Source organism: Pseudomonas sp. Pseusp3, from assembly GCF_047304225.1.
GTDB classification, from domain to species: Bacteria; Pseudomonadota; Gammaproteobacteria; order Pseudomonadales; family Pseudomonadaceae; genus Aquipseudomonas; species Aquipseudomonas fluorescens_CD.
Window position 1 is genome coordinate 17,151 of the sequence record NZ_JBGLYV010000012.1, and the last position, 24,198, is coordinate 41,348.

The following is a 24,198-nucleotide window of genomic DNA, read 5'->3' on the forward strand; positions in this document are numbered from 1 at the left end:
GCCTTCAGGCTTCGTCCTTGAGTTTGAGCAGTGGCTCCTGGAACCGCAGCAAACGACCGGCATTGCCCAACACCAACAGGGTGCTGAGGTTATGCAGCAACGCCGCAATCATCGCCCCGGCAGCGCCAAGCCAGCCGAACGCGGCGAAGGCCACGATCGCCAGGGTCCAGCCCAGTCCGATGATTACATTCACCTGCAACGTCTGACGGCACTGACGACTCAGACGCACACAGGTGCCGAGGCGGCGCAAGTCACTGCCAATCAGCACGATGTCCGCCGATGCCAGGGCGATGTCTGCGCCACCGGCGCCCATGGCCACACCGACCACACCGGCCTTGAGGGCCAGTGAGTCGTTGATGCCATCGCCGACCACCATTGGCCGAAAGCCGCTATCGATCTCCTTGAGCACGCGGTTGAGTTTGTCTTCGGGCAGCGCCTGCGCTTCGACGTCACTGATCCCGACATCCCGGGCGAGCGTTTGCGCGACGCTGTGTCGGTCACCGGTGAGCAACAACTGACGGCCCAACCCCAGGTCACGCAACTCGCTCAAGGCAAACTGCGCCTCGGGTTTAACGCTGTCTGCCAGCAACAGCCACGCGAGGAACTCACCGTTGAGTGCCAGCCCAGCAATCGGGCCGTCATGATCGGGAACCGTTGTTGTGCTGATGCCCAGTTGCGCGAACAACTCTGGCCGGCCGAGTGCCGCTTCGCCCTGCCCGGTCATCGCCACCACGCCCAGGCCTTGGCGCTCATGAATGTCGGAAAGCAGCAGGAAATGCTCCTGGGTCACCAGCCCCGCCAACGCACGGCTGACCGGGTGACTGCTGGCCGAGCCGAGGCTGGCAGCCAGCTTCAGGACATGGCTGCGATCCTCAAGCGGACTGTCGATGGATTGCAGGCGCAAGGTGCCGAAGGTCAGCGTGCCGGTTTTATCGACCACCAGGGAGGTGAGGTCCGCCAACTCTTCAAGGAACGCGGAACTGCGGATCAAAATCCCGTGACGTGCCGCCACTGCCACCCCGGCAATCGCCGTGGCCGGTGCCGACAACACCAGTGCACAAGGACAGGCCGCGACCAACACCGCGAGCATCGCTTGAGCGTTGTTGGTGATGAACCAGGTCACGGCGGCCAGCAGCAACACCAGCACCATATAGCTGCCGGCGTAACGCTCCAGCAGACGAGTGATCGGCGGCTTCGAGCGCTCGGCGTTTTGCATCAGGGCGATGACTTTGCCGAGGGTCGATTCCTGGCCGGTGCGGGTCACTTCGATTCGCAGCAGGCCGTCGAGGTTGATCGCGCCACCGAACACCGACATGCCGACGCCCGCCTCCATCGGTACCGATTCGCCGGTAATGGAGGCGGTGTCCAGACTGGCCTGCCCGGATAGCACCCGGCCATCCGCCGGCACCCGGTCCCCGGCGCGCACCTCGACCAGATCACCAGCCTTGAGCGTGCCGTTGTCGACTTCGATGATGGAGCCATCCGCCTGCACCTTGCGCGCGTGGCTGCGGGTCAGTTTGCCGAGGGCGTGAATCGCCTCCTGGGAGCCGATCACGCTGCGCTCTTCCAGCACGTGGCCGAAAATCATGATGATCGGCAACAACGCTGCGGTCAGCAGATCACCGGTGGCCCAGGCACCCAGCATGGCCAGGGCAATCAATTGATCGGTGATGCCGTGCAGGCTCGGATAACGCAAGCTGTACCAGGCCGAGCGCATGACCGGCACGGCGACCAGCAACGAGGCAAAACCCAGCAGCAGCTGGCTGACACCGGATTGCTCCGGCGCCAGCCATCGCCAGATCAGGCCCAGTGCAAGCAGGCCCAATGCGAGCATGGCCAGGGTCAACTGGCGCGCGGCGCTACGTTGTTCTGCCGAAGACAACATGCTCGGCGCGGTGGCGGTTTGCGCAGTCATTGTGTTGCTCCCTGAATGATCAGGCGGGAATCGTCTTTGGGATCGACAGTCGTGACCGAGCCGGCCTGGCCGAGAATTTTCGGCATCCGCTCGCGATAAATGCGCAGCAGCATTTGCGGGTCAGTCCCCTGCTGTTGTGCCTTGGCCAGGCTCAACACCGTGGCGGTATCAGCCGAGGCTTTGGCCAGTCGTTCGCTCGCCTGGGCATGGGCCACTTGCAGCGTACGGTCGGCTTGCTCGTTGGCGGTCTGCGTCAACTTCTCGGCTTCGGTGCGCGCATTGGCGACGGCTTTATCGGCTTGCTGGCTGGCCGTGAGTACCGCGTTGAAGGCGTTCACCGCAGGGCTGGGCAAACTCGATTGCACATCCTCTCGCGCCACTTCGATCCCCAAGCCTTGTCCTGTTGTCGTGAGTTCGGCCAGCCGTTGATTGATGCCCTGCACCAGATCACCACGCAAGCGCTCACGACGTTCCGCCGCCTGGCTATCGGCGCCGATCAATTCCGGACGAGCGACCAGAATGGTGTCCAGATCCCGCGCGGCCGTGAGCGCTAGCGCGCTGCGGGTCACCAGACGATCCAGAGCCGGCAACACGTGTTCGCCCTGAAGCACGAACGCATAAGGCTCGGTGACTTTGTAAAAAACCCGCACATCGAGTTGAACCACTCCGGCATCACCGGTTAACAGATAGCCGGAACCTGCGAGGGCATCGCTGATGGGCGTGGCAAAACTGGCCACGCGATCTGCCTGCATCGCGGCACCACTGCGCAACAGACTGTCCACTCGCCGCTCGATCACCCGATCCGCCGCCGGCAACAAAATCACCTGTTCGAACGGTTGCGGCCAAGCCAATAACAGCCCGGCATTCTGAATGCGATCCAGCGCGCCGAAATGCAAAACCACGGCGCGATTTTGTGGATCGATCTGCCGCACATTGGAAAACGCCCACGCCAACGCCGCCAACACCGTCACCGCGTACAGGGCAATAAACGCCAATCGCCCGGCCTGAATCCAGGGGCTGCTCAACTCATTTGTTCCACGTGGAACCAAACTCATGGCTGTGATCCGGACTTGTTGTCGAGGCTCGGCGGACCGTCAACCAACACCCGGAACGGTGCGGCGTCGGTGCGCAGAATCAGCTTGGTCCCCGGCGTCACTACCGTGCCCAAGGTGTCGAGCGAGCGCAGCAGGTTGTAGAGCTGTGGCGATCCAGCATAGGCACGCCCATAAATTTGCGCCGCTTCGACCCGTGATTGCGCTTCGATATCCGCCGCTTTCACGGTGGCATCTGCCTGCACAATTCGCGCATCACGCTCGGCGGCAGAACGAATTTGCGCGGCTTCACGCTTGCCGATGGCCGTGCGTTCAGTGGCGATGGTTTCACGCTCGGCGCGCATCCGGTCGACGGTCGCGGTGAGCGTCACCGAAGGCAGCGTCAACCGTTCGATACCGACCTGCAACACGCGCACGCCATAAGTGGTGAGCAGTTGCTGATCGATCTGCTTGCGCAGTTGTGCTTCGAAATCGGCGATGCGCACCTGGCTGGCATCGGTATTCACCAAATTCGCCAGATCAAAACTGCTGGCGGTGGTTTCCAGTGCGGAGCCGACAAAGGTACGAATCTGCCGCGCGGCTTCATCGGGCTGGTTCTGCACCGCGCGCATGAAACGTTGCACATTGTCCGGATCGCCCTGTACCTGCCACGCCACGTAGGCCTGGACGATGATGCGCAAACCGTCCCGGGTACCGACATCCTGCAAACCGCTGGACGTGGTGCGCAACCGCAGATCCACCGGGATCGCCGCCTCGAACGGTGCCGGCCAGCGCCAGCCCAGCCCCGGTTCCAGTAAGACGCGTGAAGGGTTGCCGAAGCGTGTGATCACCGTGGCCTCACCCGAACGCACCTGCACCAGGCTTGCGGCAGCGACCGCAAACGCTACCAGCAATGCAGCCCAACCCATGCGACGCCACGGGAATGGACCGGCCTCCTGCGGATCGCCGTGGTGATGATGGTGATGGCCGTGGTGGTGATGCCCGCCATGGCCGTGATCGTGGCCAGCGTGGTCATCGTGATCGTGAGTATGGGACTGGCTCAATTGGCAGCTCCTGGCTGAGCGGTTTTACGCGACGGCGCAGAGTCAACCGGCAGCGTGAACGTACGGAGGTCGATGGTTGGCGCATTGCTGCTGCCGCCCAGGCGATGATCAAGAACCAGCAACTTGGCGTTGGCCAAACCCTGGGACAATTGACTGAAATACTGCTCCAGCACAAAGGCCTGACCAGCGCTGGCGTAGGCTTTCTGTTCGGCGTTGAATTTCAGGTCTGCCGCTTGGGCGCCAGCATTGATTTCACGAGCACTGGCCGTCGCCTGATCCCGGGCGATGCTGGCCTGCAATTGCGCCTGGTTGGTGGCCTCGGCAGCGGCGCCGCGTTCCCGGGCGATCAGGGCTTGCGCAGCAATCTGCGCTGCTTGCACGCCGTGATAGGCATTGGCTGCACCGGCCGGCGGGTGAATCGCCTCGACCACCGTGGCGAGAATTTCCACGCCGCTGTCGAGTTTTTGCAGGTCAGCCTGGACGGCGCGGCCGATTTCTTCGGCCAGCCCTACCCTGTCCTCGCCAAGCAAACCGTCGAGGGTGCGGGAGGCGAAGTCGTGGACCAGGATTCGGCTGGCGGTGCTGCGAATCAACATCGGCACATCGGCACTGTTATAGGTCGCGGCCAACGCCGCCTCATCGCTGAGGCCAATGCGATAGACGAAGCGCACGTCCATGTTGACGATCTGAAAGCTCTGCTTGTCGGCTCGGCTGCTGGCGATCACCTGCGATTTGTCATTCACATGGCTGGCATCCCACAAGCGGTTGGCAATCGCCGGAGCCGGGCCTTCGGCGGGGTCAGCCTGAGCGGGGGCCGAGGTTTCGCCAACACTGGTGGCCAATTCGTGAACCACGCCATTCTCGATGTTCAATACGCGGCCCAATGGCCACGGCAAACCCATATGCAAACCTGGGCCAAACACCTCAACTGGCTTGCCGAATCGCTCGTAGATGCCACGTCCTTGCAGTGCAATTTCGTGAATGCCGGTCAGCGACCAGCCAACCAGCACAACCACCGCCAGCACCGGCAGGAACGCCCGGCGCATATAAGTGAAAGCCCAGATCTGCCGCAGATCGATGCCGAAGCGGTTATGCAATTCGTGCTGCAACGCCAGCAATGGCTGCGGTGGCCAGCGCAGCATGTCAGCGACAAAACTGCGCGCCAGCAACTCCGGCTCAAGACCTTCGCGGCGCGGGCTGAACAACGACAACACCGCGCGCAGCAACAGTTCTGCCGCCACCAGCCCCGGTAGCAGGCCGATCAACACCGCCAGGCGGACGGGCCATACCGAGGTTTCATCGGCAAACAGCAGACAAAAAGCACCGAGCACCAGGCTGATGATCACCACACGAATCAATTGAGCCAACGTGGCGGCTTCAGGCCATTGCGCGGTGTTTTCCTGCGCCAGATGACGCTCCATCACCAACAGGCCGAAGGCCAACAGCAAGGAGCACGCGGCACCGACGGTGGCCGCCAGGCCCAGTGCTGCCGGGGGTAACGCAAGGTTCCAGGCCTGTTCGACGCCCAATACCGCCAACAATGCCCAACCGCCAAGCCACAGCGTCGGCGCGCCGATTTGCCCGAGCAAGTGCCGGGATTGCTGGCCGATCCGGTCCAGCAAGCGTTCATACCACCCGGCAGGGGCGGCAGGTTCGTCGACAACGACCACCGGCACCACGGGATTCATGGCGCGGGCACGCCACTGGGCCACCCACCAGGCCGATTGCGCACCCGCCATCAACACGACAAACGCCATGCTCAGGTTCAGCAGCAACGCTGGCCACAATGTTTGCGACGTAAACAGCCCGGCAAAAAGCGCCAGCAGCACACCCACCGTCGCGAGTACGCCCGCACCGATGGCGAACTGGCGCAAACGCCGCCCTTGAATGAACGCCTGCTGAAAGCGCGGCAACCCGGCTAACGGCGTTTCATCAACATCGAGATCGACTTGCATACCACCCCAGAGTGTCTTCGTTTACATGGCAATTCGTTACGATATAACGAAAATGGTGAAATTTCCGTATTCAAGCGCGCTATCTAAAATTGCCCAACCTGTCGCTTACCTGAAGCCTTGACCGAAATGCTGCAGAACGCACATATTACGTTCGTAATTTTATTCAGGAACTACTTTTACCGATCTCTTTCCCTTTCGATCCAGGAGTACATCCATGAGCACTTATGACGTCGTGATACTCGGCGGTGGCCCCGGCGGTTACAACGCGGCGATCCGCGCCGGACAACTGGGTCTGAAAGCTGCCTGCGTGGAAGGACGCGCCACACTCGGCGGCACCTGCCTGAACGTCGGCTGCATGCCATCCAAGGCGTTGCTGCATGCCTCCGAACTGTACGACGCGGCCATGGGCGCAGAATTCGCCAATCTGGGGATCGAGGTCAAACCCGTGCTCAACCTCGCCCAGATGATGAAGCAAAAGGATGAAAGCGTTACCGGGCTGACCAAGGGCATCGAGTTTCTTTTCCGCAAAAACAAAGTCGACTGGATCAGAGGCTGGGGCCACATCGACGGACCGGGCAAAGTCACGGTGACCGATAGTGCCGGCGGCAAGACCGAACTGAGCGCCAGGGACATCATCATCGCCACCGGTTCCGAGCCCACTCCCCTGCCTGGCGTGGACATCGATAACAAACGCATCCTCGACTCCACCGGTGCCCTCGCGCTGACCGAGGTGCCCAAGCATCTGGTGGTGATCGGCGCCGGCGTGATCGGCCTGGAGCTGGGTTCGGTATGGCGGCGCCTTGGGGCGCAGGTAACGGTGGTCGAGTTTCTCGACCGGATCTGCCCCGGTGTGGATATCGAAGCCGGTAAAACCCTGCAGCGCTCCCTGAGCAAACAAGGCTTGAGTTTCAAACTGAGTTCAAAAGTGACCAGCGCCACCACCTCCGCCACCGGCGTGCAGCTCAGCATCGAGCCTGCCGCGGGCGGTGCCGCCGAATTGCTTGAAGCCGATTACGTGCTGGTGGCCATCGGGCGCCGACCTTATACAAAAGGCCTGGGCCTGGAGAACGTCGGCCTCGCCACGGACAAGCGCGGCATGCTCGCCAACAAGGGGCATCGCACCGAAGCCGTCGGGGTCTGGGTGATTGGTGACGTGACCTCCGGCCCCATGCTCGCCCACAAGGCCGAGGACGAAGCCATGGCCTGCGTCGAGCAGATGGTCGGCAAGGCTGGCGAGGTCAATTACAACCTGATCCCCAGTGTGGTTTACACCAAACCGGAGCTGGCCAGCGTCGGCAAGACCGAAGAGCAACTCAAGGCTGAAGGCCGGGCGTACAAGGTCGGCAAGTTTCCCTTTACCGCCAACAGTCGGGCGAAGATCAACCACGAAACCGAAGGCTTCGCCAAAGTGCTGGCCGATGAGCGCACCGACGAAGTCCTCGGTGTGCATCTGGTCGGCCCGAGCGTCAGTGAAATGATTGGTGAGTATTGCGTGGCCATGGAGTTCAGTGCCTCGGCCGAGGACATCGCCCTGACCTGCCACCCACACCCGACCCGCTCCGAGGCCTTGCGTCAGGCGGCGATGAATGTGGAGGGGATGGCGACACAGATGTAAGACTTGAAGAGTTGCAGTGACTGATTTATCGCCTTCGCGAGCAAGCCCGCTCCCACAGGTACAGCGTAAACCTTGTGGGAGCAGGCTTGCTCGCGAAGGAAGGCAACTCGGTCTAAAGCGGCAAATGCTCCAACGGCAACGCCCCCGGCGCCTTCACCGTGTGAATCGCAAAGTTGCTGCGGATGTCGCTCACACCCGGCAGCTTCAACAAGCGCCCGGTGAGAAACCGGTCATAGGCACGCAAGTCCGGCACCACCACCTGCAGCAGAAAATCCGACTCCCCTGACACCAGAAACGCCGAAATGACCTCGGGCAATGCCGTCACCGCCAGGCGAAAGGCTTCGGCTTGTTCGTCGTTATGACGCTCGACCTTGACCCCGACAAACACCGTCAGCCCCAACCCCACCTCATCGCGATCCAGATTGGCCTGGTAGCCGCGAATAACCCCCGCCTCTTCAAGCATCCGCACCCGGCGCAGGCAAGGCGATGCAGACAGGCCGATCTCGTCTGCCAGTTGCACATTGCTCAGGCGGCCATCCCGTTGCAGCGCGGCGAGAATCTTGCGGTCGTAGGCATCGAGTTTCATGGTTTGGCAGATCCTGATGGTTCAAGTGTGAATACATGGCAGATTATGCCAATACAGAAACCGAAAGAAGCTAACAACGCAAGCACCTGCCCCGCCCTCCAGCCCTAGACTGGCACGACCGAATCGACAACGAATGGGGTGCAACATGCAGGGGCTCTGGCTGTTTTTCATGGCGCTGGCGGTGGTCTATCTGTTGCCGGGGCCTGACATGATCCTGCTGTTGCAGACCGGTGCCCGCCAAGGCAAAGGCGCCGCGCTGGCGACGGCCGTGGGGTTGGGCATCGCCCGGGGTTGCCATGTGGCATTGGCGGCGCTGGGGCTGGCGGCACTGTTCAAGGCTGCGCCCTGGACCTTCGATGTGGTGCGCCTGGCAGGCGCCGCGTACTTGCTGTGGATCGGCATTCAATGCCTGCGAACCACGATGCTGCCGAGCTTGACCAGCGCCGACACAACCGGCGAAAAACCGCGCTGGGGCGCAGCCATTCGACGCGGACTGCTGACCAACCTGCTCAACCCCAAGGCACTGTTGTTCTGTTCGGTACTGCTACCGCAATTCATCAACCCACAGGCCGGGCCGGTGCTCGGGCAATTTGCGACGTTGGGCGTGGTGCTGGTCGGTGTCGGTTTTCTGTTCGACAGCGCCTACGCCCTGGTTGGTGCAGCGCTCGGCCGTTGGCTGCAACGCAGCCCCTCAGCCCAGCGCCTGCAACAATGGTTGTTCGGCAGCCTGTTGATTGGTTTCGCCGTCCGGCTGACCTTTGTGCAACAGGCTTGAACCTCACTGCGCCTTGCGGCGGCGATTGAACAACAACAGCGCGGCTGCCGCGACCACCAGTACGCCACCGACCTGTAACGGCGTCTTGTACGGGCGCAAGGCCGAACGCGTAGCGTCGGTGACTTGGGTCACGTAGCGCTTGTCGGCGTTCTCGAAGTCGGGATACGGACACTGGTGGCCGAAATCGGCGGCCCATTCCACGTAAGGCCCTTCTTTGACATAGCGCTGATAAATCGCACTTTGCTCCTCGAGGCTGCTGTTCCACCCCGACGCCTCGCACAGCACCGCCGCAAACGCCTGGCTGGTGTGAGGCAAGTTATCCGCCGCCTTGCTCGCCAACGCCGTGGCCACGAAGCGATAGTGGTAACGCTGATCAGGCCGGGCAGCGCTGGCCTGCTGACGCTTCACTTCGTCATCGGCCACCAAAGGACCGACCTTGAGTTCGGCGTTTTCGAGAACGTAGTTACCGCCGAACGTGGCGTAATCCGGCGCCATTTCATAGCCCAGAATGTCCATGCCCCACTCGCGCGCCGTCCAGGCTGCATTGAACAGCGCTGCGGCGCGACGGGTCGGCCACCAGGCCGAATCAGCCGCCAGACGCTGCTCGCCATACAGCTTGGCCTTGTGCCGCAAGCCGTCATTGTCGAAGTAAGCCAGCGCTTGCTCGTAATGCCCTTCGCGCAACAAACGCCGCCCCAACAAATTGCGCAGGCTCGCCGCCACCGGCAAGGGCACGTAGTTGTCGCGGTCCTGCTGGCTGAGCGGCGGCGGAGCCGGCACTTGGGTGTCGACGTAGTGCTTGAGTTCTTCGAGGGTCAACACGCGCTCGGCCACGGTGGCGGCGTCGAACCAGTAAATGCTTTGGCTGCGATACAACTGATCGAAGGCCTGCAGGTAATCCCCGCGTTGCAAGGCCAGGATCGCACTTTCACCCTCGACACGGCATTTGGGCTGCAGTGTTTCGTAATCGAAGTCCGGGGTCCGTCGCTCGCCCCAGGACTCATTCTGCGGAAAGGCCTGGGCCGCTTTGGCATAGGCTGCGGCGGCCGCGGTTTTATCGCCCTCGCGCACCGCCAGTTTTGCCCGCAGCCACCAGGCCAAACCGCCATCGCCGGCATGTTCGAGGAAAGCCTTGGCACTGGCGTAATCGCCCTGTTGATAATTCATCGCCGCCAGGCGGTCGGCGTTTTCGAGACTGCCACGGGTGCTGTTTTGCAGCAGCTTGATCATCTTCTGTTCATTGGCGGGTTGCTCACCGAACGACCAGCCCAACCGGCTGATCAGCGATGCGGTCACCAATTGCTGCACGGGCTGGCCCTTGAGCAACTCGGCCACTTGATCATCCGGCAGCGTCATCAAGTCCGTCATCAACAGCTTCAGCGAGTCGTAGCCCACCGTGGAGCCTTGCAGATTTTGCGTGGCGTACAGCTCGATGGCGCGGCTCCAGTCGCCGGCGGTGCGCACCACCCGGGCTTCTTCGCCAAGGCTGGCGACACCCAGTTCCAGTGGATCGCTGAAGCCGTCGATGCTCAGTTGCCGGGTTTGCTCAAAGGCCTTGCGGGATTGTTCGAGCAGATCCGGACCTGCATTGGCTTCGGCGCTCATGGCGAACAACGCGCGCCCCAGCGAGTAAGCCGCCCAGGTGCTGCGCGAAGCCCGTTGTTCTGCGGGCAAGGCCAGCACTTGCTTGAAATACCCGGCGGCCAGGGCCGTATCACCCGCGCCAAATGCCACGGCGCCCGCCAGGTACAACCTGAGCTCGGGCGGCAGTTGCGCCCCTTCGGTTTCAACCTGACGGGCATCGGTCAGGCTGCGCAGGTGTTTCACCAACACTTGTTGCTCAGCGGAAAGTCCCGCCTGCTCGGCCTGATCCCGCTGCGCTGCAAGGTCAGGTTCATCGCTGTAGTGGGCGCCAGCGGTGACGTTCTTCAATCCTTTGATGGCGTGGCCGAGGCGGTTGATTTCGAAGCCGAAGTTGCCTTCCGGCAGTTCCGTCAGCGACTGACCTCGGTTGTCCAGCAGACGCATGGGAAAGTCCGGGCCGCACGCCAGCGCCGAACCCAGCGGCAGGCTGAGGCTCAGGCAAAGCAAATGACGCGGCCAGTTACGGGTGAACATTCGAACCTCCTTGATCAATGTGTGCGCAGCGAGCCCAACCAATGGCACGCTGTCCGCCGGCCGGTATTCGACCGTCGCGCAAGCGGGTGAAGGTAAGCAGATCCGGACGCTGTTGCAACGCGTAACCGGCCAGGGCATCAGCCCCCTCACAAGCACTGACGGCCAGTGTCAGGCGTTCGGGCCAGGCGCTGTCAAGATTGCCCTGGTTGCTGATGCCGATGTCATAGAGGCCATTGTCGGCGGAGAGTTTCAGCGTCAATCGACTGTCGAGGACATCACCGCGAGCCACGGCGCGCAAGGTGGTCAGACTCCAGGCCCGGCGGTCGTTGGCCAATGGCAGGCGAAACCAGATCAGGCCCGCCAGATGCTTCGGAGGATCGACCCGCAGTTCGCTGCCGAGGGTGCGCAATGACTGCGGATCGGCCAGTAATTCCCGGCGCAGGCCTTCGCGTTCCACGCTCACTTCGCTTTCCACAACAGGCGCGCCACCCGCCGACGGCAGCAACGCCACGCCATAGGCCGGCAGCGCCAGATAGAAAGGTTTTGTCGTAACGCGGCTCCAGGCCTTCGCCCAATGCCGGGCCTGATCGGCATCAAACAAACCGCGACGCGGATCGCTCACCGCGTGCACCTGCAACACGCTGCTGTCGACTGTGGATAACAACGCCGGCAGTTCGCGACTGTCGAGCCAAGACGGCAATGCGGTGATGCTCAGCGGCAGCGAAGTCGGCAACGCTTCACGCAAATGCACAAGAAATTCGCGGTACGCCGGTAGCCGGGCATTACCCGCATCATGGTCGATTTCCACGCCGGCGAGGTTCAACCCTTGTCCCTGCCAATCGCTGATCACCTGGCGGATTTGCGCTGTAATTTCTTCCTGATCCAGCGCCTTGAGTTGCCCATCCAGGCGAACCACCGCAATCACTGGCCGGCCGTCGCGCTTGAGCATCTGCGAATCCACTCGGGCTCGGCTCCAGCCCGCCTTGGGGAAGGCCTGCAAGGCCAGCACCCGCAACGTCGAAAAGTCTGCACGGCTGTCCCTGAGGGCGGCGTCGTGGGCCGGCGTCCACTGCCGCTGCCAGACGTAGAGTTGCTGATCCAGCGGCGGTGCTTCCTGTCTTTCGCAACCGGTGGTCAGCGCCAGCGCCATCAGCAAGGCGATCGAGCGAGTGAAAAAAACCATTAAAACGCCTGTTCCTGAAATGCAGAAAGGGCCTGTGCGGCCCTTGTTGGTTCTGCCCCTACCCTACCCAGCCATCGACCGACGGGCAATGTTCGCCTGCAATCCTCCTTCAGATATCGAGCACCAGCGGCTGCGTTCCCTGCGCCGGAATCGCACAGCAAATCAGCACTTGTCCGTCATCCGGTACTTCCGCTGGCGGCAGTGGGTAATGCACCTGACCGCTGATCAAGCGCGTCTTGCAGGTGCCGCATGAGCCGCCGCGACAACTGAATTCCGGACGCAGGCCACGGCTTTCCGCCAACTCCAGCAAGCTGCCGCCCTCCGGCTGCCAGCGCGCTTCCTTGGCCGAGCGTTGGAACACCACGGGTATGGACGTGGTAGCGGCTGGCGGTTGCTCGATGACCACTGCATCGGGGTCCGGGCGCCGGCGCAAGGTGGACGGGCCGAAGGTTTCGGCGTGAATCCGCGAATCGCGAATGTCCAGTTCGCGCAGGCCGTCGTACAGCGCCTGGGTAAAACTTCCGGGGCCACAGACGACAAAATCCGGCTGATCGTAGTCCTCGATTGTCAACAGTTCCTTGAGCAGCTCGACGTCGATCCGTCCACGGAGGTCGAAGTCCTCTCCTTGCTTCGCCTCGGCTTCCGGTTGGCTGAGCAACCGCACTACCCGCACCGCGTCACCGGCGTCTTCGAGCAAGCGATCCAGTTCACGGTGAAACGGTTGGTCGGCCAGCGTGCGCGAACTCTGGATAAACCATGTCGGGCGGATACGGCGGGTGCGCAATCCCTGGTAAACCACCTCCCGCAGCATCGACAACAGCGGTGTGATGCCCACCCCGGCCGCCAGCAACACCAATGGCCGACGCTCATGGGGCGCCACGGTGAAATGCCCTTGCGGCGCCCGCGCCTCCAACAGGTCGCCGACACGAATCTGCTCATGCAAATGCGTAGACACCCGCCCGTCACGCTTCACGCTGATGCGGAAAAAATCATCGGACGGTGCGCTCGATAAACTGTACGTGCGAATGTGCACGTCACCGTCAATGTTGAAGCGCAGGGGCAAATGCTGCCCGGCCTGAAACAGTGGCAACCCGGCTCCGTCAGCGGGCTCCAGGTAAATCGAGCGAATGTTGTGGCTTTGCGCTTCAATCCGCACCACCCGCAACGGCCGCCATTGATCGCCCAGGGCCTTGGCCTGCAAACGCGCGGTGGCCTGCTCCCATGTACCAGTGAGCAAACTGGTGGGTGACACACCGTCGAAGCGCCAGCGCAACGCCAGGGCGGCCGGGCGCCGTACGACTTGCTCGACATCGATTGTCCACAGACGCTCGGCTCCCTGGAACGCCTCTACCTGCGGACCCTCCAGGATGATTTCGGTCCGCCCGCTGAGCTGCAGCAAATCACCGCTATTGAAATCGATGAATAACAACCCGGCCCGGGGGTTGAGCAGCAGGTTGCCCAAGGTGTTGAAATGCAGGTTGCCGGCGAAGTCCGGAATGGTCAGGCGATTGCCTTCCACGTGTACAAAACCGCTCTGGCCGCCACGGTGAGATACATCCACCGAGCGCTCGCCATCGACATCCACATAACTGGCAACGAAGAACGTGTCCGCTTCGGCGATCGTGGCCATGGCCGCGTCATCCAGTTCACTGAAATGTTGCGCGATACGCGTCGAAGGGTCGGCCAGTGGCACCGAGTGAAACTGGCGCAACTGAATGTACTGCGGGCAATTGCCGAAGGACTGATCCACCGTCACCGCGAAACCATCGGTTGTCAGGGCACGAACATGCCCATTGATGCGGTTGCGACGGCGGGTATGCAACTCGATGCCCAACAGGCCGATCGCCGAGCCGTCGCTCAACTGCGCAGGATCATCAAGGGCAGGCAGGCTGTGAAATTGCAGCAGGCCCGGTTCTGGTGATTGTGCGAAACCGGGCTGGCCTTCAAGGATACTGGCCCACGGATGACCGTCGGCATCCACCGCTCCGTACAGCATGAACGGCAATTGCTGATAGAACGTGCGGTGCTGATCCGGCATCTCGCTGCGAATCACCTTGCGACCGAACGCCTCCATTCGCTCGGCAACGCCCACATGGGCCTGCAATTGTTTCTCGCCGGCATGCCAGGGTGAACGGTCCATACGGCTTCTCCCCTGCGCCACTGGCGCAGAACGGGGCGGCCCGGCAATTACGGGCCGCGGGCATCAGGCAGTTTTTTGCAAACCGGCGATGGTGCGCGGCATGCCGACAAAACCTGGCAGGGCTTCGATGCGGGCCAGCCAGGCGCGAATGTTGGCGTACTCGTCCAGCGACACATTGCCCTCCGGCGCATGGGCGATGTAGCTGTAGGCCGCGACGTCGGCCACCGTCGGCTCGCTGCCAGCCAGATACGGCGTATCGGCCAGTTCGTGATCGATCACTTTGAGCACGGTGTGGGCGTAGGCAATCACTTCTTCAGCGTTGTAAGGCGCGCCAAACACCGTGATCAGTCTTGCCCGGGCAGGACCGAAGGCAATCGGACCGGCAGCCACCGACAACCAGCGCTGGACCTTGGCGGCGCCCACCGGATCAGTCGGCAGCCAGCGACCGTTGCCGTACTTTTGCGCCAGATAAACCAGGATCGCGTTCGAGTCGGCCAGCACCACGCCCTGGTCATCAATCACCGGAACCTGGCCGAAAGCGTTGAGCGCCAGGAACGCCGATTGCTTGTGTTCGCCCTTGGCGAGGTCAACGAAGATCAACTCGGTCGGCAATTTCAGCAGGGACAGCATCAGCTCGACACGATGAGCGTGGCCGGAACGTGGGAAGTTGTAGAGTTTGATCGCTTGCATGGTCGACACCTCGGGTGAGTGGTGCTGTTCAGGGGAAAGATGGGTCGTATCTTCTACCCTCAACCAAAACAACAGAATCACCAGCAAACGCAATCCATTATTTCACCGGGTGAAATAACTCAACGCTTGAGCGCCGGATGCTCGCGCAGCGTGTTCACCGCAAAGTCAACAAAACTGCGCACCCGGGCCGGTGCTTTACGTCCGCCCTGATAGACCACATGGATGGGTAACGGCGGCAGTTCGAAGTCCGCCAGAATGATTTCCAGCTCTCCGGCAGCCACTTTGCTCGCGACTTGATAAGACAGCACCCGCGTGAAGCCCAACCCCAGGCTGGCTGCCGTGATGGCTGCCTGATTCGCCGTCACCACCAGCCGCGGTTCAGCCCGCACGCTCAAGGTTTCGCCGTCCTCCATGAATGGCCAACTCCGCAACTGGCCTATGGCCGATGTCGCGATGATCGGCGCCTGGGCCAGTTCCTGCGGATGTCTGGGCCGACCATGACTGGCGAGAAACTGTGGCGAGGCGCAGATCACCCGCCGCACGTCCCCCACACGGATCGCATGCTGATTGCTGTCAGGAAGTTCGCCAATGCGGATGGCCACATCGACGCCCTCCTCGACCACGCTCACGATCCGGTCCACCAGCAGCGCGTTGATGCAGACTTCGGGGAATTGCGTCAGGTAACTCACCATCAGCGGCGTGACAAACAGTTCGCCAAACAAAACCGGGGCGGTAATGGTCAGTTGCCCACGTGGATGGATGTGGCTGCCTGCAGCCGAGTCCTCGGCTTCCTGCACCTCGGCGAGAATTCTCCGACAGTCCTCCAGATATCGCTGACCAGCCTCACTCAAATACACGCTGCGCGTCGTGCGCGTAAGCAGTTGGGTGCCAATGCGCTTCTCCAGCGCCGCCACCGCTCGGGTGACACTGGCCGCCGACAGACCCAAACGCCGCGCCGCCGCCGAAAAACCCTGTTCCTGGGCGACGGCAGCGAAGACCTGCATTTCCTGGAAGCGGTCCATGGGCATGTCCTCATTTCAGATAGATAAATCGCAATCGAAGGCCGGAATGTTAAGCGCAGGCGTTCAACCATTTAGTTGGGCACCCGACCATCAAGTAAATCAATGGGCTACTGCACTCTAGCGCCTCCACTGTAAAAACGAAGCGTGTCACAAACCTCAAAGAGCGGCCTGGGGATTATTGATAATTATTGAGGATTATTTTCTTGCGACGGCAGCGACAGTTCGCAATTATCCGGCCCAGCCCGCTGCAACGACTAATGCCTGACAGGGAAAAAGCGCCATTGGCTCGGCTCCCCACGCGTTTCCAGGCAAGGGCTCGTCAGCGGACTCCATCCACTGCAGCGCAATTCCAGCCTGTGCAAACAGGCGGAATATACGACTGCTCCTATACTACAAGCCACCCTGTTACCTATTGAGTCTTAGTAGGTACCTCGTTGAATTTTCCCTACGTGAAATACGGCGTTAGTTGATAACGCCTGGACAGCGGCCCATCGATTCTGCTTTCAAGATTCGCCGAGTAGGGAAGAGTGAACTTCAACTAGCTGGCTAACCTGGTGACAACGCAGGGAGTTCGAAAATGTTGCGCACAAACATTTCCGCAAGAGCACTGTCCGGTGGTTTGCTCGATGTACTGATACGCGCCGGGCTGATTACTGTGCTGGTGCTGTTTTGCTTCCAGATCTTCCACCCATTCCTCAACCTCATGCTCTGGGCGATGATACTGGCCATCACCCTGTATCCGCTGCATGCACTCATCAAGCGCAAGCTGGTCAACAAGGACGGGCATGCCGCCACCCTGATCGTGGTGGTCGCCCTGGCCTTGCTGATGGTGCCGATCTACCTGCTGGGCACTTCGATCAGTGAGTCGGTACAAGGTACTTTGGCGATCCTCAAGTCCGATACGCTGCAGGTGCCGCTCCCCAGCGAAAAAATCGCTTCCCTGCCGCTCATTGGCAAGCCGCTCTATGGCTACTGGATGCAAGCCGCCACCGATATGGGCAGCGTGCTGATGAAACTGATGCCGTACATCAAGTCCGTCGGCCTGACCTTGTTGGGCAAAATGGCCGACGTTGGCGTGGGCTTCCTGTTGTTCATCGGTGCGCTGATCATTGCCGGTGTGCTCATGGCCTATGGCGAAAACGGCGAAAGAAGCGCACTGGCCATCACCTCGCGCCTTTCCGGACCTGAGCGCGGCCCACGCATCACCGAGCTGTGCACGGCAACCATCCGCGCGGTCGCCCAAGGCGTGGTGGGCATCGCGTTTATCCAGATGCTGCTGGTGGGCGTGGGCTTCGTGCTCATGGGCGTCCCCGGTGCCGGCCTGCTGGCGATGGTTGCGCTGTTGATGGGGATCATGCAATTGCCAGTACTGCTGGTGACCCTTCCGGTGATCGCCTATGTCTTCGCCACCGAAGGGACCAGCCTGGCCACCATCGTGTTTTGCATCTACAGCCTGATTGCCGGGATGGCCGACAACGTCCTCAAGCCATTGATGCTCGGTCGTGGCGTCGATGTCCCGATGCCGGTGATTCTGATCGGTGCCCTGGGCGGCATGGTGAGCGGCGGCTTCATCGGTTTGTTCATCGGGCCGGTTGCGCTGGCGGTGGGCTACCAACTGTTCTGGCAATGGGTCCAGGACCAACCGTCTGCCGAGGTACAGAACGAGACACCGCAAATCGAGGCAATCGACGATCAGCGTCCCCTCTGAGGAGTTTGCGCCTGATGCCACGCCCTGCTCGCATCAGCCGGCTGCTGATCTGCGGGACCGTCGTCCTGGGGGGCTGCGTGCAACTGGGTCCGGATTTCCAGTCACCGGCCCAGCCCTGGGTCGAACACTGGAACAGCCCGGCCCTGGAAATCGCCGGGCAAAAGCGCCCACAACCGGATAGCCGCCAATGGTGGCATGTGTTCGACGACCCGGTCCTGGACCACTTGATCGCCGAAGCCGATGCCCACAACGCCGACCTGCAGGTCGCTGGCCTGCGGGTCATGGAGTCCCGCGCGCAATTGGGCATTGCCCTGAGTGGACGCTACCCGCAATTGCAGCAGGCCAGCGCCGACAGCCTGTACGTGAACCGTCGGCAATCGGGCGGTGCCAACCCTCAGGACACGCATTTCTGGCAATACAGCGCCGGCTTCGATATCGGTTGGGAGCTGGATTTCTGGGGGCGCTTCAGCCGTGCCATCGAGTCAGCCGACGCGTCCTGGTTTGCCGCCCAGGCCAACTACGAAAATGTCCTGGTGCTGTTGCACGCGCAACTGGCGCAAACCTACTACGCACTGCGCACCGCCGAGGCGCGCCTGCAGATCGCCCGCAGTAACGCCACCTTGCAAAAACGCAGCTACGAGATCACCGAGCGCCTGTTTAAAAGCGGGGCCGAAGCCGAACTCGATCTGCAACAGGCCAAGACCCAGTACCTGGGCACCCTGAGCACCATCCCGGATTTCGAGAGTCAGGTGGCGAGCTTGCGCAACGCGTTGTCCACCCTGATCGGCCAGCCACCCGGTTCGATCCCTGACCTGGACCGCAACACCGGCGTGGTACCGCTGCTCGATACCGCGGTCCTGCAGGATGTGCCGGCCAACCTGCTGGTGCGGCGCCCCGATGTTCGCGCTGCCGAACTGCAAGTGGCGGCGCAATCGGCGTTGATCGGTGTGGCCGAAACCGACCTGTACCCATCCATCAGCCTGCTGGGCAGCATCGTCTGGTCCGCCAGCTCGCTCAACGGTGCGTCCAATACCCTCGACCTGGTGGCTGGCCCCAGCCTGCGCTGGGACATCTTCGACCATGGCCGGATCACCAACAACGTCCGCGTGCAGGATGCGCGCTTGCAGCAGTTGATCGTTATCTACCAGGACAGCGTGCGCCAGGCAGCACGCGAGGCTGACGATGCAGCGACCGGCCTGATCAAGGCACTGGAACGCGACCGGATCCTCAGCGATGCATCGGTGGCCGCCGAACGGTCGGTGACCCTGGCCAATGCCCAATACCGCGAAGGCTATTCGGACTTCCAGCGTGTGCTGGATGCCCAGCGTGCCCTGTTTGCCCAACAGGATATCTACCTGGTCAACCGTGGCACCGCCGTCAACAGCTTGATCGCCCTGTACAAGGCCCTGGGCGGCGGTTGGTACAGCGACCAGCCGATGCTCGACCCGGCCACCCGCAAACAGATGCAACAACGGACCGATTGGGGCGATCTGCTCGACGAACCGAAGGAAAGTGCCCATGAATGACAGCCAACAACCGGTCGAGAACGCCTCGGTACCTGCCGCTGACCCGGCCAGAAAAGCGATCAACTGGGTCGTGCTGCTGATCATCCTGAGCCTGGTCTGGTACCTGATGGCCGACCGTTACACGCCCTACACGCAACAGGCACGGGTACAGGCCTTCATTGTGCCGGTGGCGGCTGAGGTTTCCGGCCGGGTGACCCAGGTGCACGTGCGCAACAACCAGGACGTCAAGGCCGGCGAATTGCTGTTTGAAGTCAATCCGGAGCAGTACCGGATTGCCGTCGATCGCGCCCGCGCCGACCTCGAATCGACCCGTCGCCAGGTAGGCGCCAACACTGCCGGTGTCGAGTCCAAGCAAGCGTCACTGCGCGCGTCCCAGGCCAATGAGCTCAAGGCACGCCAGGACATCCAGCGGCTCGAACGCCTGTACCGCGAAGATCCGGGCACCATCTCGCTGCGACGCCTGGAAATATCCCGCGCCACCCTGGAAGAGTCCATCAGCCAGGTCGCCGCGGCCAAGGCCGAAGTGCAACGTGCACGCGAACAACAGGGTGGCAACGAAGCAGAGAACGCCCAGTTGCTCAGCGCCGCCAGCAACCTTGAAAAAGCCGAGCTGGACTTGAGCAATACAAAGGTTCACGCGCGTTCGGCCGGCCTGATCACCGATTTGCGCACCGATGTCGGCCAGTTCGCCTCCGCCGGTGCACCGGTGATGACCCTGATCGCCATCCACGATGTGTGGATCAGCGCCGACATGACTGAAAACAACCTGGGAAGTGTCCAGCCCGGAACTCCTGTGTCCATCGTCCTCGACGCCCTGCCGGGGAGAATATTCAAAGGCCATGTACGCAGCGTCGGCTATGGCGTCGAAGTCGGTCAGAGCACCCAGCCGGGCAGCCTGCCGAAAGTGGAGAACAGCCGCGATTGGCTGCGTCCTGCCCAGCGCTTTCCGGTCATCATCGAGTTCGAACCGGGTGAGCTGACCAGTCCACAGGGCATCCGTGCCGGCGGCCAGGCCGAAGTCATGGCGTTCCCGAGTGAAGGTAACCCGCTGAACCTCCTGGGTCGCCTGTTCCTGCGCCTGATGAGCTGGATGTCCTATGCGTATTGAGCGCCCGGCCCTTGTTCAGCGCGCCCTGCGCCTTGGCTTCGGCACGGCGCTGTGCCTGGCGGCGAGCTTCGGCCTGGCCTTGCCTATCCCGTTCCTCGCGCCGATGCTGGCGTTGATGATGCTGGCAGCGATGAACCGACCGTTGCCGTTCAAGGCCAGCCTGGGTCTGATCCTGATCCTGTTGCTGACCACCGGGAGCGGCCTGCTGCTCATTCCCCTGCTGCGTTACTACCCGTTCAGTGGCGTGCTGCTGGTCGGACTGTGTCTGTTCCTGGCATTCGGTTATGGCCTGCGCGGCGGCAACCCGCTGGTGGCGACTTTCCTGGTGGTGGGCCTGACATTGATCAGTGCGGCCGGAACCGCTGAATTCGCCCTGGCGCTTGAGGTGATCGTGGCCCTGGTCAAAGGCCTGTTCCTGGCAGTCTCGACGCTGACCGTCAGCCATTGGCTGTTTCCCGACCCCGCCAGCGCCCCAGCGGCCAAACCCGGCCCAAGCCTTACTCCTGCCGAAAGCGGTTGGCTGGCGCTGCGTGCCACGCTAGTGGTGCTGCCGACTTTCCTGCTGGCCATGGTCGACCCGGCCAGCTACCTGCCGATCATCATGAAAGCCGTCAGCCTCGGCCAACAAAGCTGCGCGACCAGTGCCCGCACCGCTGGCCAGGAATTGCTCGGCTCGACCCTGCTCGGTGGCCTGATGGCGATTGTTTTCTGGTGCGCGCTGAGCCTGTTCGTCAACCTGTGGATGTTTTTTCTGTGGATGTTGCTGTTCGGCCTGCTGGTGGCCAGAAAACTCTACGGCCTGGCCCGGACCCGGCAGCCGCCTGGGTTCTGGCTCAACAGTCTGGCGACCCTGATCATCCTGCTCGGCCAATCGGTACAGGACAGTGCGGCGGGCAAGGATGTCTACACCGCCTTCGCCATCCGCATGGGCCTGTTCATTCTGGTGACCTTGTACGCCTGCGCCATGGTGCATTTGCTCGACACGCGGCGGCAACGGCGCATTATTTCCGCCTAGAAAAAGAAAAACCCCCTGAAAAGGGGGTTTTTCATTGTGGATAACTTATTCCACGGTGACCGACTTCGCCAGGTTACGCGGCTGGTCAACGTCGGTGCCTTTGAGTACGGCAACGTAGTACGACAGCAGCTGCAGCGGGATGGTGTAGAGAATCGGCGACAGGATGTCGTGGATGTGCGGCATGTGCACCACGTGGGTGCCTTCACCGTTGGTCATGCCGGCTTTCTCGTCAGCGAAGACGATCAACTGGCCACCGCGGGCGCGGACTTCCTGGAGGTTGGACTTCAACTTCTCCAGCAGTTCGTTGTTCGGCGCCACGGTCACCACTGGCATGTCGTTATCCACAAGCGCCAACGGGCCGTGTTTCAGCTCGCCGGCCGGATAGGCTTCAGCGTGGATGTAGGAGATTTCCTTGAGCTTGAGTGCCCCTTCCATCGCTACCGGGAACTGCGCGCCACGGCCGAGGAACAGCGTGTGGTGTTTCTCGGCGAACAGTTCGGAGATTTTTTCCACGGTGCTGTCCATGGCCAGCGCCTCGCCCAGACGGGTTGGCAAACGACGCAGTTCTTCGACCAGCGTCGCTTCGACGCCTTTGTCCAGGGTGCCACGAACCTGGCCCAGGGAAAGCGTCAGCAACAACAGGCCAACCAATTGCGTGGTGAAAGCTTTGGTAGATGCCACACCGATTTCGCGACCGGCCTGGGTCAACAGGGTCAGATCCGATTCACGCACCAGCGAGCTGATGCCGACGTTGCAGATCGCCAGGCTGGCGAGGTAACCCAGCTCCTTGGCGTTGCGCAGCGCGGCCAGGGTGTCGGCGGTTTCACCGGACTGGGAAATGGTCACGAACAAGGTGTCTGGCTGCACCACCACCTTGCGGTAGCGGAATTCGCTGGCGACTTCGACCTGGCACGGAATGCCGGCCAGCTCTTCAAGCCAGTAACGCGCGACCATGCCTGCGTGGTAGCTGGTGCCACACGCAACGATCTGTACGTTACGCACTTTGGCGAACAGCTCGGCCGCCTGTGGGCCGAATGCCTGTACCAGCACTTGGTTCTGGCTCAGGCGACCTTCCAGGGTGCGCTGCACCACGGACGGTTGCTCGTGGATTTCCTTGAGCATGAAGTGGCGGAACTCGCCCTTTTCAGCGGCTTCGGCGCCGTCGCGATATTGCACGGCTTCGCGCTCGACGGCCTTGCCGTCAACGTCCCAGATCTGCACGCTGTCGCGGCGGATTTCAGCGATATCGCCTTCTTCCAGGTACATGAAACGGTCGGTGACTTGACGCAGGGCCAACTGGTCGGACGCCAGGAAGTTTTCCCCCATACCCAGGCCGATCACCAGCGGGCTGCCGCTGCGGGCTGCAACCAGGCGATCCGGTTGCTGCGCGCTGATCACTGCCAGGCCGTAAGCACCGTGCAACTCTTTGACGGTCGCCTTGAGGGCCACGGTCAGGTCGCGCAGATCCTTGAGTTTGTGGTTCAGCAGGTGCGCAATGACTTCGGTGTCGGTGTCCGAGGTGAACACGTAACCCAGGGCCTTGAGTTGTTCACGCAGGGCTTCGTGGTTTTCGATGATGCCGTTGTGCACCACTGACAGGTCACCGGAGAAATGCGGGTGTGCATTGCGTTCGCACGGTGCACCGTGGGTGGCCCAGCGCGTGTGGGCGATGCCCAGACGACCGACCAGCGGCTCGGTGGTCAATGCCTGCTCCAGCTCACTGACCTTGCCCGGGCGACGCAGGCGCTCGAGTTTTTCATCGTTGGTGTAGACCGCCACGCCAGCGCTGTCATACCCACGGTATTCGAGGCGTTTCAGGCCTTCGACGAGGATGGCGGTGATGTTACGTTCTGCGACTGCGCCGACAATTCCACACATGCTATTTCTCCTGACTGACAGCCGCGCAAATCAAAGTGATGCCGCGGGCCTGAATCTGATCGCGAGCCTCAAGTGGCAGGCGTTCATCGGTAATAAGGGTATGGACGCTGCTCCAGGGCAGTTCCAGGTTGGGAATCTTGCGGCCGATCTTGTCGGCCTCCACCATCACGACCACTTCGCGGGCGACTTCGGCCATGACCCGGCTCAGTCCGAGCAGTTCGTTGAAGGTGGTTGTACCGCGAAGCAGATCGATGCCATCGGCGCCGATAAACAGCTGGTCGAAATCGTAGGAGCGTAGTACCTGCTCGGCGACCTGCCCCTGAAAGGACTCGGAATGCGGGTCCCAGGTGCCACCGGTCATCAACAGCACCGGTTCGTGCTCAAGTTCGCTCAGGGCATTGGCGACGTGCAGCGAGTTGGTCATCACCACCAGACCGGGTTGCTGCCCGAGTTCCGGGATCATGGAGGCGGTGGTGCTGCCACTGTCGATAATGATGCGCGCATGCTCGCGAATCCGCGCGACGGCGGCACGGGCGATGGCTTGTTTGTACTTGGAAACCGGCTGACCGAGGTCGGCCACCAGTTCCTGAGGCATGGTGATCGCCCCGCCGTAACGACGCAGCAACAGACCATTGCTTTCAAGTGCCGCCAGATCCTTGCGGATCGTAACTTCCGACGTTTCGAAGCGCTTGGCCAACTCATCCACACTGACTTCGCCCTGCTGATTGAGCAAGGCGAGGATGTTGTGACGACGTTGAGGTGTGTTGCGCTTCGACATGAGCTGGTAAGTTTCGATTCGAAAGATAGCGGAAGCAATCAAAACCTATCAGCGAAACTTCGTCAAGCGCAATGCGATAAAAAGAGCTGTG

Annotated in this window: 18 protein-coding genes; 6 read left to right on the forward strand and 12 right to left on the reverse strand. The window is 61.7% G+C overall.

Annotated features, from left to right (window positions below; all coding sequences use genetic code 11):
• Nucleotides 1-4: 4 nt before the first annotated feature.
• The 4 genes from ACCD00_RS06300 to ACCD00_RS06315 are packed head-to-tail and all read right to left on the reverse strand — an operon-like array spanning nucleotide 5 to nucleotide 5,965.
• Nucleotides 5-1,915, reverse strand: a complete 1,911-nt coding sequence (locus tag ACCD00_RS06300; protein WP_413422905.1) for a cation-translocating P-type ATPase — start codon at nucleotides 1,913-1,915, stop codon at nucleotides 5-7.
• Nucleotides 1,912-2,970 carry a protease modulator HflK gene (gene hflK / locus ACCD00_RS06305; RefSeq protein WP_413422907.1) on the reverse strand — a complete coding sequence of 353 codons (1,059 nt, stop codon included), beginning with the start codon at nucleotides 2,968-2,970 and terminating at the stop codon, nucleotides 1,912-1,914. The genes ACCD00_RS06300 and hflK overlap by 4 nt, the downstream gene beginning before the upstream one ends.
• Nucleotides 2,967-4,010 carry a protease modulator HflC gene (gene hflC / locus ACCD00_RS06310; protein ID WP_413422909.1) on the reverse strand — a complete coding sequence of 348 codons (1,044 nt, stop codon included), beginning with the start codon at nucleotides 4,008-4,010 and terminating at the stop codon, nucleotides 2,967-2,969. The genes hflK and hflC overlap by 4 nt, the downstream gene beginning before the upstream one ends.
• The gene (locus tag ACCD00_RS06315; RefSeq protein WP_413422911.1) at nucleotides 4,007-5,965 is read right to left on the reverse strand and encodes an SPFH domain-containing protein; all 1,959 of its coding nucleotides are present in this window, start codon (nucleotides 5,963-5,965) and stop codon (nucleotides 4,007-4,009) included. Before ACCD00_RS06315 ends, hflC begins: the two co-directional genes overlap by 4 nt.
• Nucleotides 5,966-6,179: 214 nt before the next feature.
• Between ACCD00_RS06315 and lpdA the strand changes: the two genes are divergently transcribed.
• Nucleotides 6,180-7,580 carry a dihydrolipoyl dehydrogenase gene (lpdA, locus tag ACCD00_RS06320; protein ID WP_413422913.1) on the forward strand — a complete coding sequence of 467 codons (1,401 nt, stop codon included), beginning with the start codon at nucleotides 6,180-6,182 and terminating at the stop codon, nucleotides 7,578-7,580.
• Between the two features lie 112 nt (nucleotides 7,581-7,692).
• Here the strand turns inward: lpdA and ACCD00_RS06325 are convergent, their stop codons facing one another.
• Nucleotides 7,693-8,166, reverse strand: coding sequence for an Lrp/AsnC family transcriptional regulator (locus ACCD00_RS06325; protein ID WP_007969928.1), 474 nt, complete (start codon nucleotides 8,164-8,166; stop codon nucleotides 7,693-7,695).
• A 145-nt stretch (nucleotides 8,167-8,311) separates the two neighbouring features.
• Here ACCD00_RS06325 and ACCD00_RS06330 point away from each other — a divergent pair, with 145 nt between their 5' ends.
• Entirely contained in the window at nucleotides 8,312-8,941 is a 630-nt protein-coding gene (locus ACCD00_RS06330; protein ID WP_413422916.1) for a LysE family translocator, read from the forward strand.
• Nucleotides 8,942-8,944: 3 nt separating this feature from the next.
• On the opposite strand, the gene ACCD00_RS06335 is transcribed toward ACCD00_RS06330, so the two are convergent.
• From ACCD00_RS06335 to ACCD00_RS06355, 5 genes are all read right to left on the reverse strand, one after another.
• A complete protein-coding gene (locus ACCD00_RS06335) occupies nucleotides 8,945-11,059 on the reverse strand; it encodes a hypothetical protein (RefSeq protein WP_413422918.1) in 2,115 nt (704 codons plus the stop codon).
• Nucleotides 11,046-12,242: a DUF3142 domain-containing protein gene (locus ACCD00_RS06340; RefSeq protein WP_413422920.1), complete on the reverse strand. Its 1,197-nt coding sequence runs from the start codon at nucleotides 12,240-12,242 to the stop codon at nucleotides 11,046-11,048. Before ACCD00_RS06340 ends, ACCD00_RS06335 begins: the two co-directional genes overlap by 14 nt.
• Before the next feature lie 109 nt (nucleotides 12,243-12,351).
• Nucleotides 12,352-14,382 (reverse strand): pyridoxamine 5'-phosphate oxidase family protein, encoded by a 2,031-nt coding sequence (locus tag ACCD00_RS06345; RefSeq protein WP_413422922.1) that lies wholly within the window; start codon nucleotides 14,380-14,382, stop codon nucleotides 12,352-12,354.
• Between the two features lie 63 nt (nucleotides 14,383-14,445).
• On the reverse strand, nucleotides 14,446-15,072 hold the full coding sequence (locus ACCD00_RS06350; RefSeq protein WP_413422924.1) for a glutathione S-transferase family protein: 627 nt from the start codon (nucleotides 15,070-15,072) through the stop codon (nucleotides 14,446-14,448).
• Between the two features lie 119 nt (nucleotides 15,073-15,191).
• Nucleotides 15,192-16,094: a LysR family transcriptional regulator gene (locus ACCD00_RS06355; protein ID WP_413422926.1), complete on the reverse strand. Its 903-nt coding sequence runs from the start codon at nucleotides 16,092-16,094 to the stop codon at nucleotides 15,192-15,194.
• 577 nt (nucleotides 16,095-16,671) lie between these two features.
• Here ACCD00_RS06355 and ACCD00_RS06360 point away from each other — a divergent pair.
• Genes ACCD00_RS06360 through ACCD00_RS06375 form a run of 4 tightly spaced genes read left to right on the forward strand, consistent with a single transcriptional unit; the run spans nucleotide 16,672 to nucleotide 21,451 of the window.
• A complete protein-coding gene (locus tag ACCD00_RS06360) occupies nucleotides 16,672-17,802 on the forward strand; it encodes an AI-2E family transporter (protein ID WP_413422928.1) in 1,131 nt (376 codons plus the stop codon).
• Between the two features lie 14 nt (nucleotides 17,803-17,816).
• Nucleotides 17,817-19,328 carry an efflux transporter outer membrane subunit gene (locus tag ACCD00_RS06365; RefSeq protein ID WP_413422930.1) on the forward strand — a complete coding sequence of 504 codons (1,512 nt, stop codon included), beginning with the start codon at nucleotides 17,817-17,819 and terminating at the stop codon, nucleotides 19,326-19,328.
• Nucleotides 19,321-20,436, forward strand: a complete 1,116-nt coding sequence (locus ACCD00_RS06370) for an HlyD family secretion protein (RefSeq protein ID WP_413422932.1) — start codon at nucleotides 19,321-19,323, stop codon at nucleotides 20,434-20,436. Before ACCD00_RS06365 ends, ACCD00_RS06370 begins: the two co-directional genes overlap by 8 nt.
• Nucleotides 20,426-21,451, forward strand: coding sequence for a DUF2955 domain-containing protein (locus ACCD00_RS06375; RefSeq protein ID WP_413422934.1), 1,026 nt, complete (start codon nucleotides 20,426-20,428; stop codon nucleotides 21,449-21,451). Before ACCD00_RS06370 ends, ACCD00_RS06375 begins: the two co-directional genes overlap by 11 nt.
• A gap of 45 nt (nucleotides 21,452-21,496) precedes the next feature.
• Here the strand turns inward: ACCD00_RS06375 and glmS are convergent, their stop codons facing one another.
• The gene (glmS, locus tag ACCD00_RS06380; RefSeq protein WP_413422936.1) at nucleotides 21,497-23,329 is read right to left on the reverse strand and encodes a glutamine--fructose-6-phosphate transaminase (isomerizing); all 1,833 of its coding nucleotides are present in this window, start codon (nucleotides 23,327-23,329) and stop codon (nucleotides 21,497-21,499) included.
• Between the two features lies 1 nt (nucleotide 23,330).
• Complete coding sequence (locus ACCD00_RS06385; RefSeq protein ID WP_413422938.1) at nucleotides 23,331-24,107, reverse strand: DeoR family transcriptional regulator; 777 nt, start codon at nucleotides 24,105-24,107, stop codon at nucleotides 23,331-23,333.
• Nucleotides 24,108-24,198 lie beyond the last annotated feature (91 nt).

Coding starts and splice junctions, on each gene's coding strand:
- ACCD00_RS06325 (WP_007969928.1), bottom strand. CDS start 8,166: ATGAAACTCGATGCCTACGACCGCAAGATTCTCGCCGCGCTGCAACGG.
- glmS (WP_413422936.1), bottom strand. CDS start 23,329: ATGTGTGGAATTGTCGGCGCAGTCGCAGAACGTAACATCACCGCCATC.
- ACCD00_RS06315 (WP_413422911.1), bottom strand. CDS start 5,965: ATGCAAGTCGATCTCGATGTTGATGAAACGCCGTTAGCCGGGTTGCCG.
- lpdA (WP_413422913.1), top strand. CDS start 6,180: ATGAGCACTTATGACGTCGTGATACTCGGCGGTGGCCCCGGCGGTTAC.
- ACCD00_RS06300 (WP_413422905.1), bottom strand. CDS start 1,915: ATGACTGCGCAAACCGCCACCGCGCCGAGCATGTTGTCTTCGGCAGAA.
- hflK (WP_413422907.1), bottom strand. CDS start 2,970: ATGAGTTTGGTTCCACGTGGAACAAATGAGTTGAGCAGCCCCTGGATT.
- ACCD00_RS06365 (WP_413422930.1), top strand. CDS start 17,817: ATGCCACGCCCTGCTCGCATCAGCCGGCTGCTGATCTGCGGGACCGTC.
- ACCD00_RS06345 (WP_413422922.1), bottom strand. CDS start 14,382: ATGGACCGTTCACCCTGGCATGCCGGCGAGAAACAATTGCAGGCCCAT.
- ACCD00_RS06350 (WP_413422924.1), bottom strand. CDS start 15,072: ATGCAAGCGATCAAACTCTACAACTTCCCACGTTCCGGCCACGCTCAT.
- ACCD00_RS06370 (WP_413422932.1), top strand. CDS start 19,321: ATGAATGACAGCCAACAACCGGTCGAGAACGCCTCGGTACCTGCCGCT.
- ACCD00_RS06330 (WP_413422916.1), top strand. CDS start 8,312: ATGCAGGGGCTCTGGCTGTTTTTCATGGCGCTGGCGGTGGTCTATCTG.
- ACCD00_RS06360 (WP_413422928.1), top strand. CDS start 16,672: ATGTTGCGCACAAACATTTCCGCAAGAGCACTGTCCGGTGGTTTGCTC.
- ACCD00_RS06375 (WP_413422934.1), top strand. CDS start 20,426: ATGCGTATTGAGCGCCCGGCCCTTGTTCAGCGCGCCCTGCGCCTTGGC.
- ACCD00_RS06335 (WP_413422918.1), bottom strand. CDS start 11,059: ATGTTCACCCGTAACTGGCCGCGTCATTTGCTTTGCCTGAGCCTCAGC.
- ACCD00_RS06340 (WP_413422920.1), bottom strand. CDS start 12,242: ATGGTTTTTTTCACTCGCTCGATCGCCTTGCTGATGGCGCTGGCGCTG.
- ACCD00_RS06355 (WP_413422926.1), bottom strand. CDS start 16,094: ATGGACCGCTTCCAGGAAATGCAGGTCTTCGCTGCCGTCGCCCAGGAA.
- ACCD00_RS06385 (WP_413422938.1), bottom strand. CDS start 24,107: ATGTCGAAGCGCAACACACCTCAACGTCGTCACAACATCCTCGCCTTG.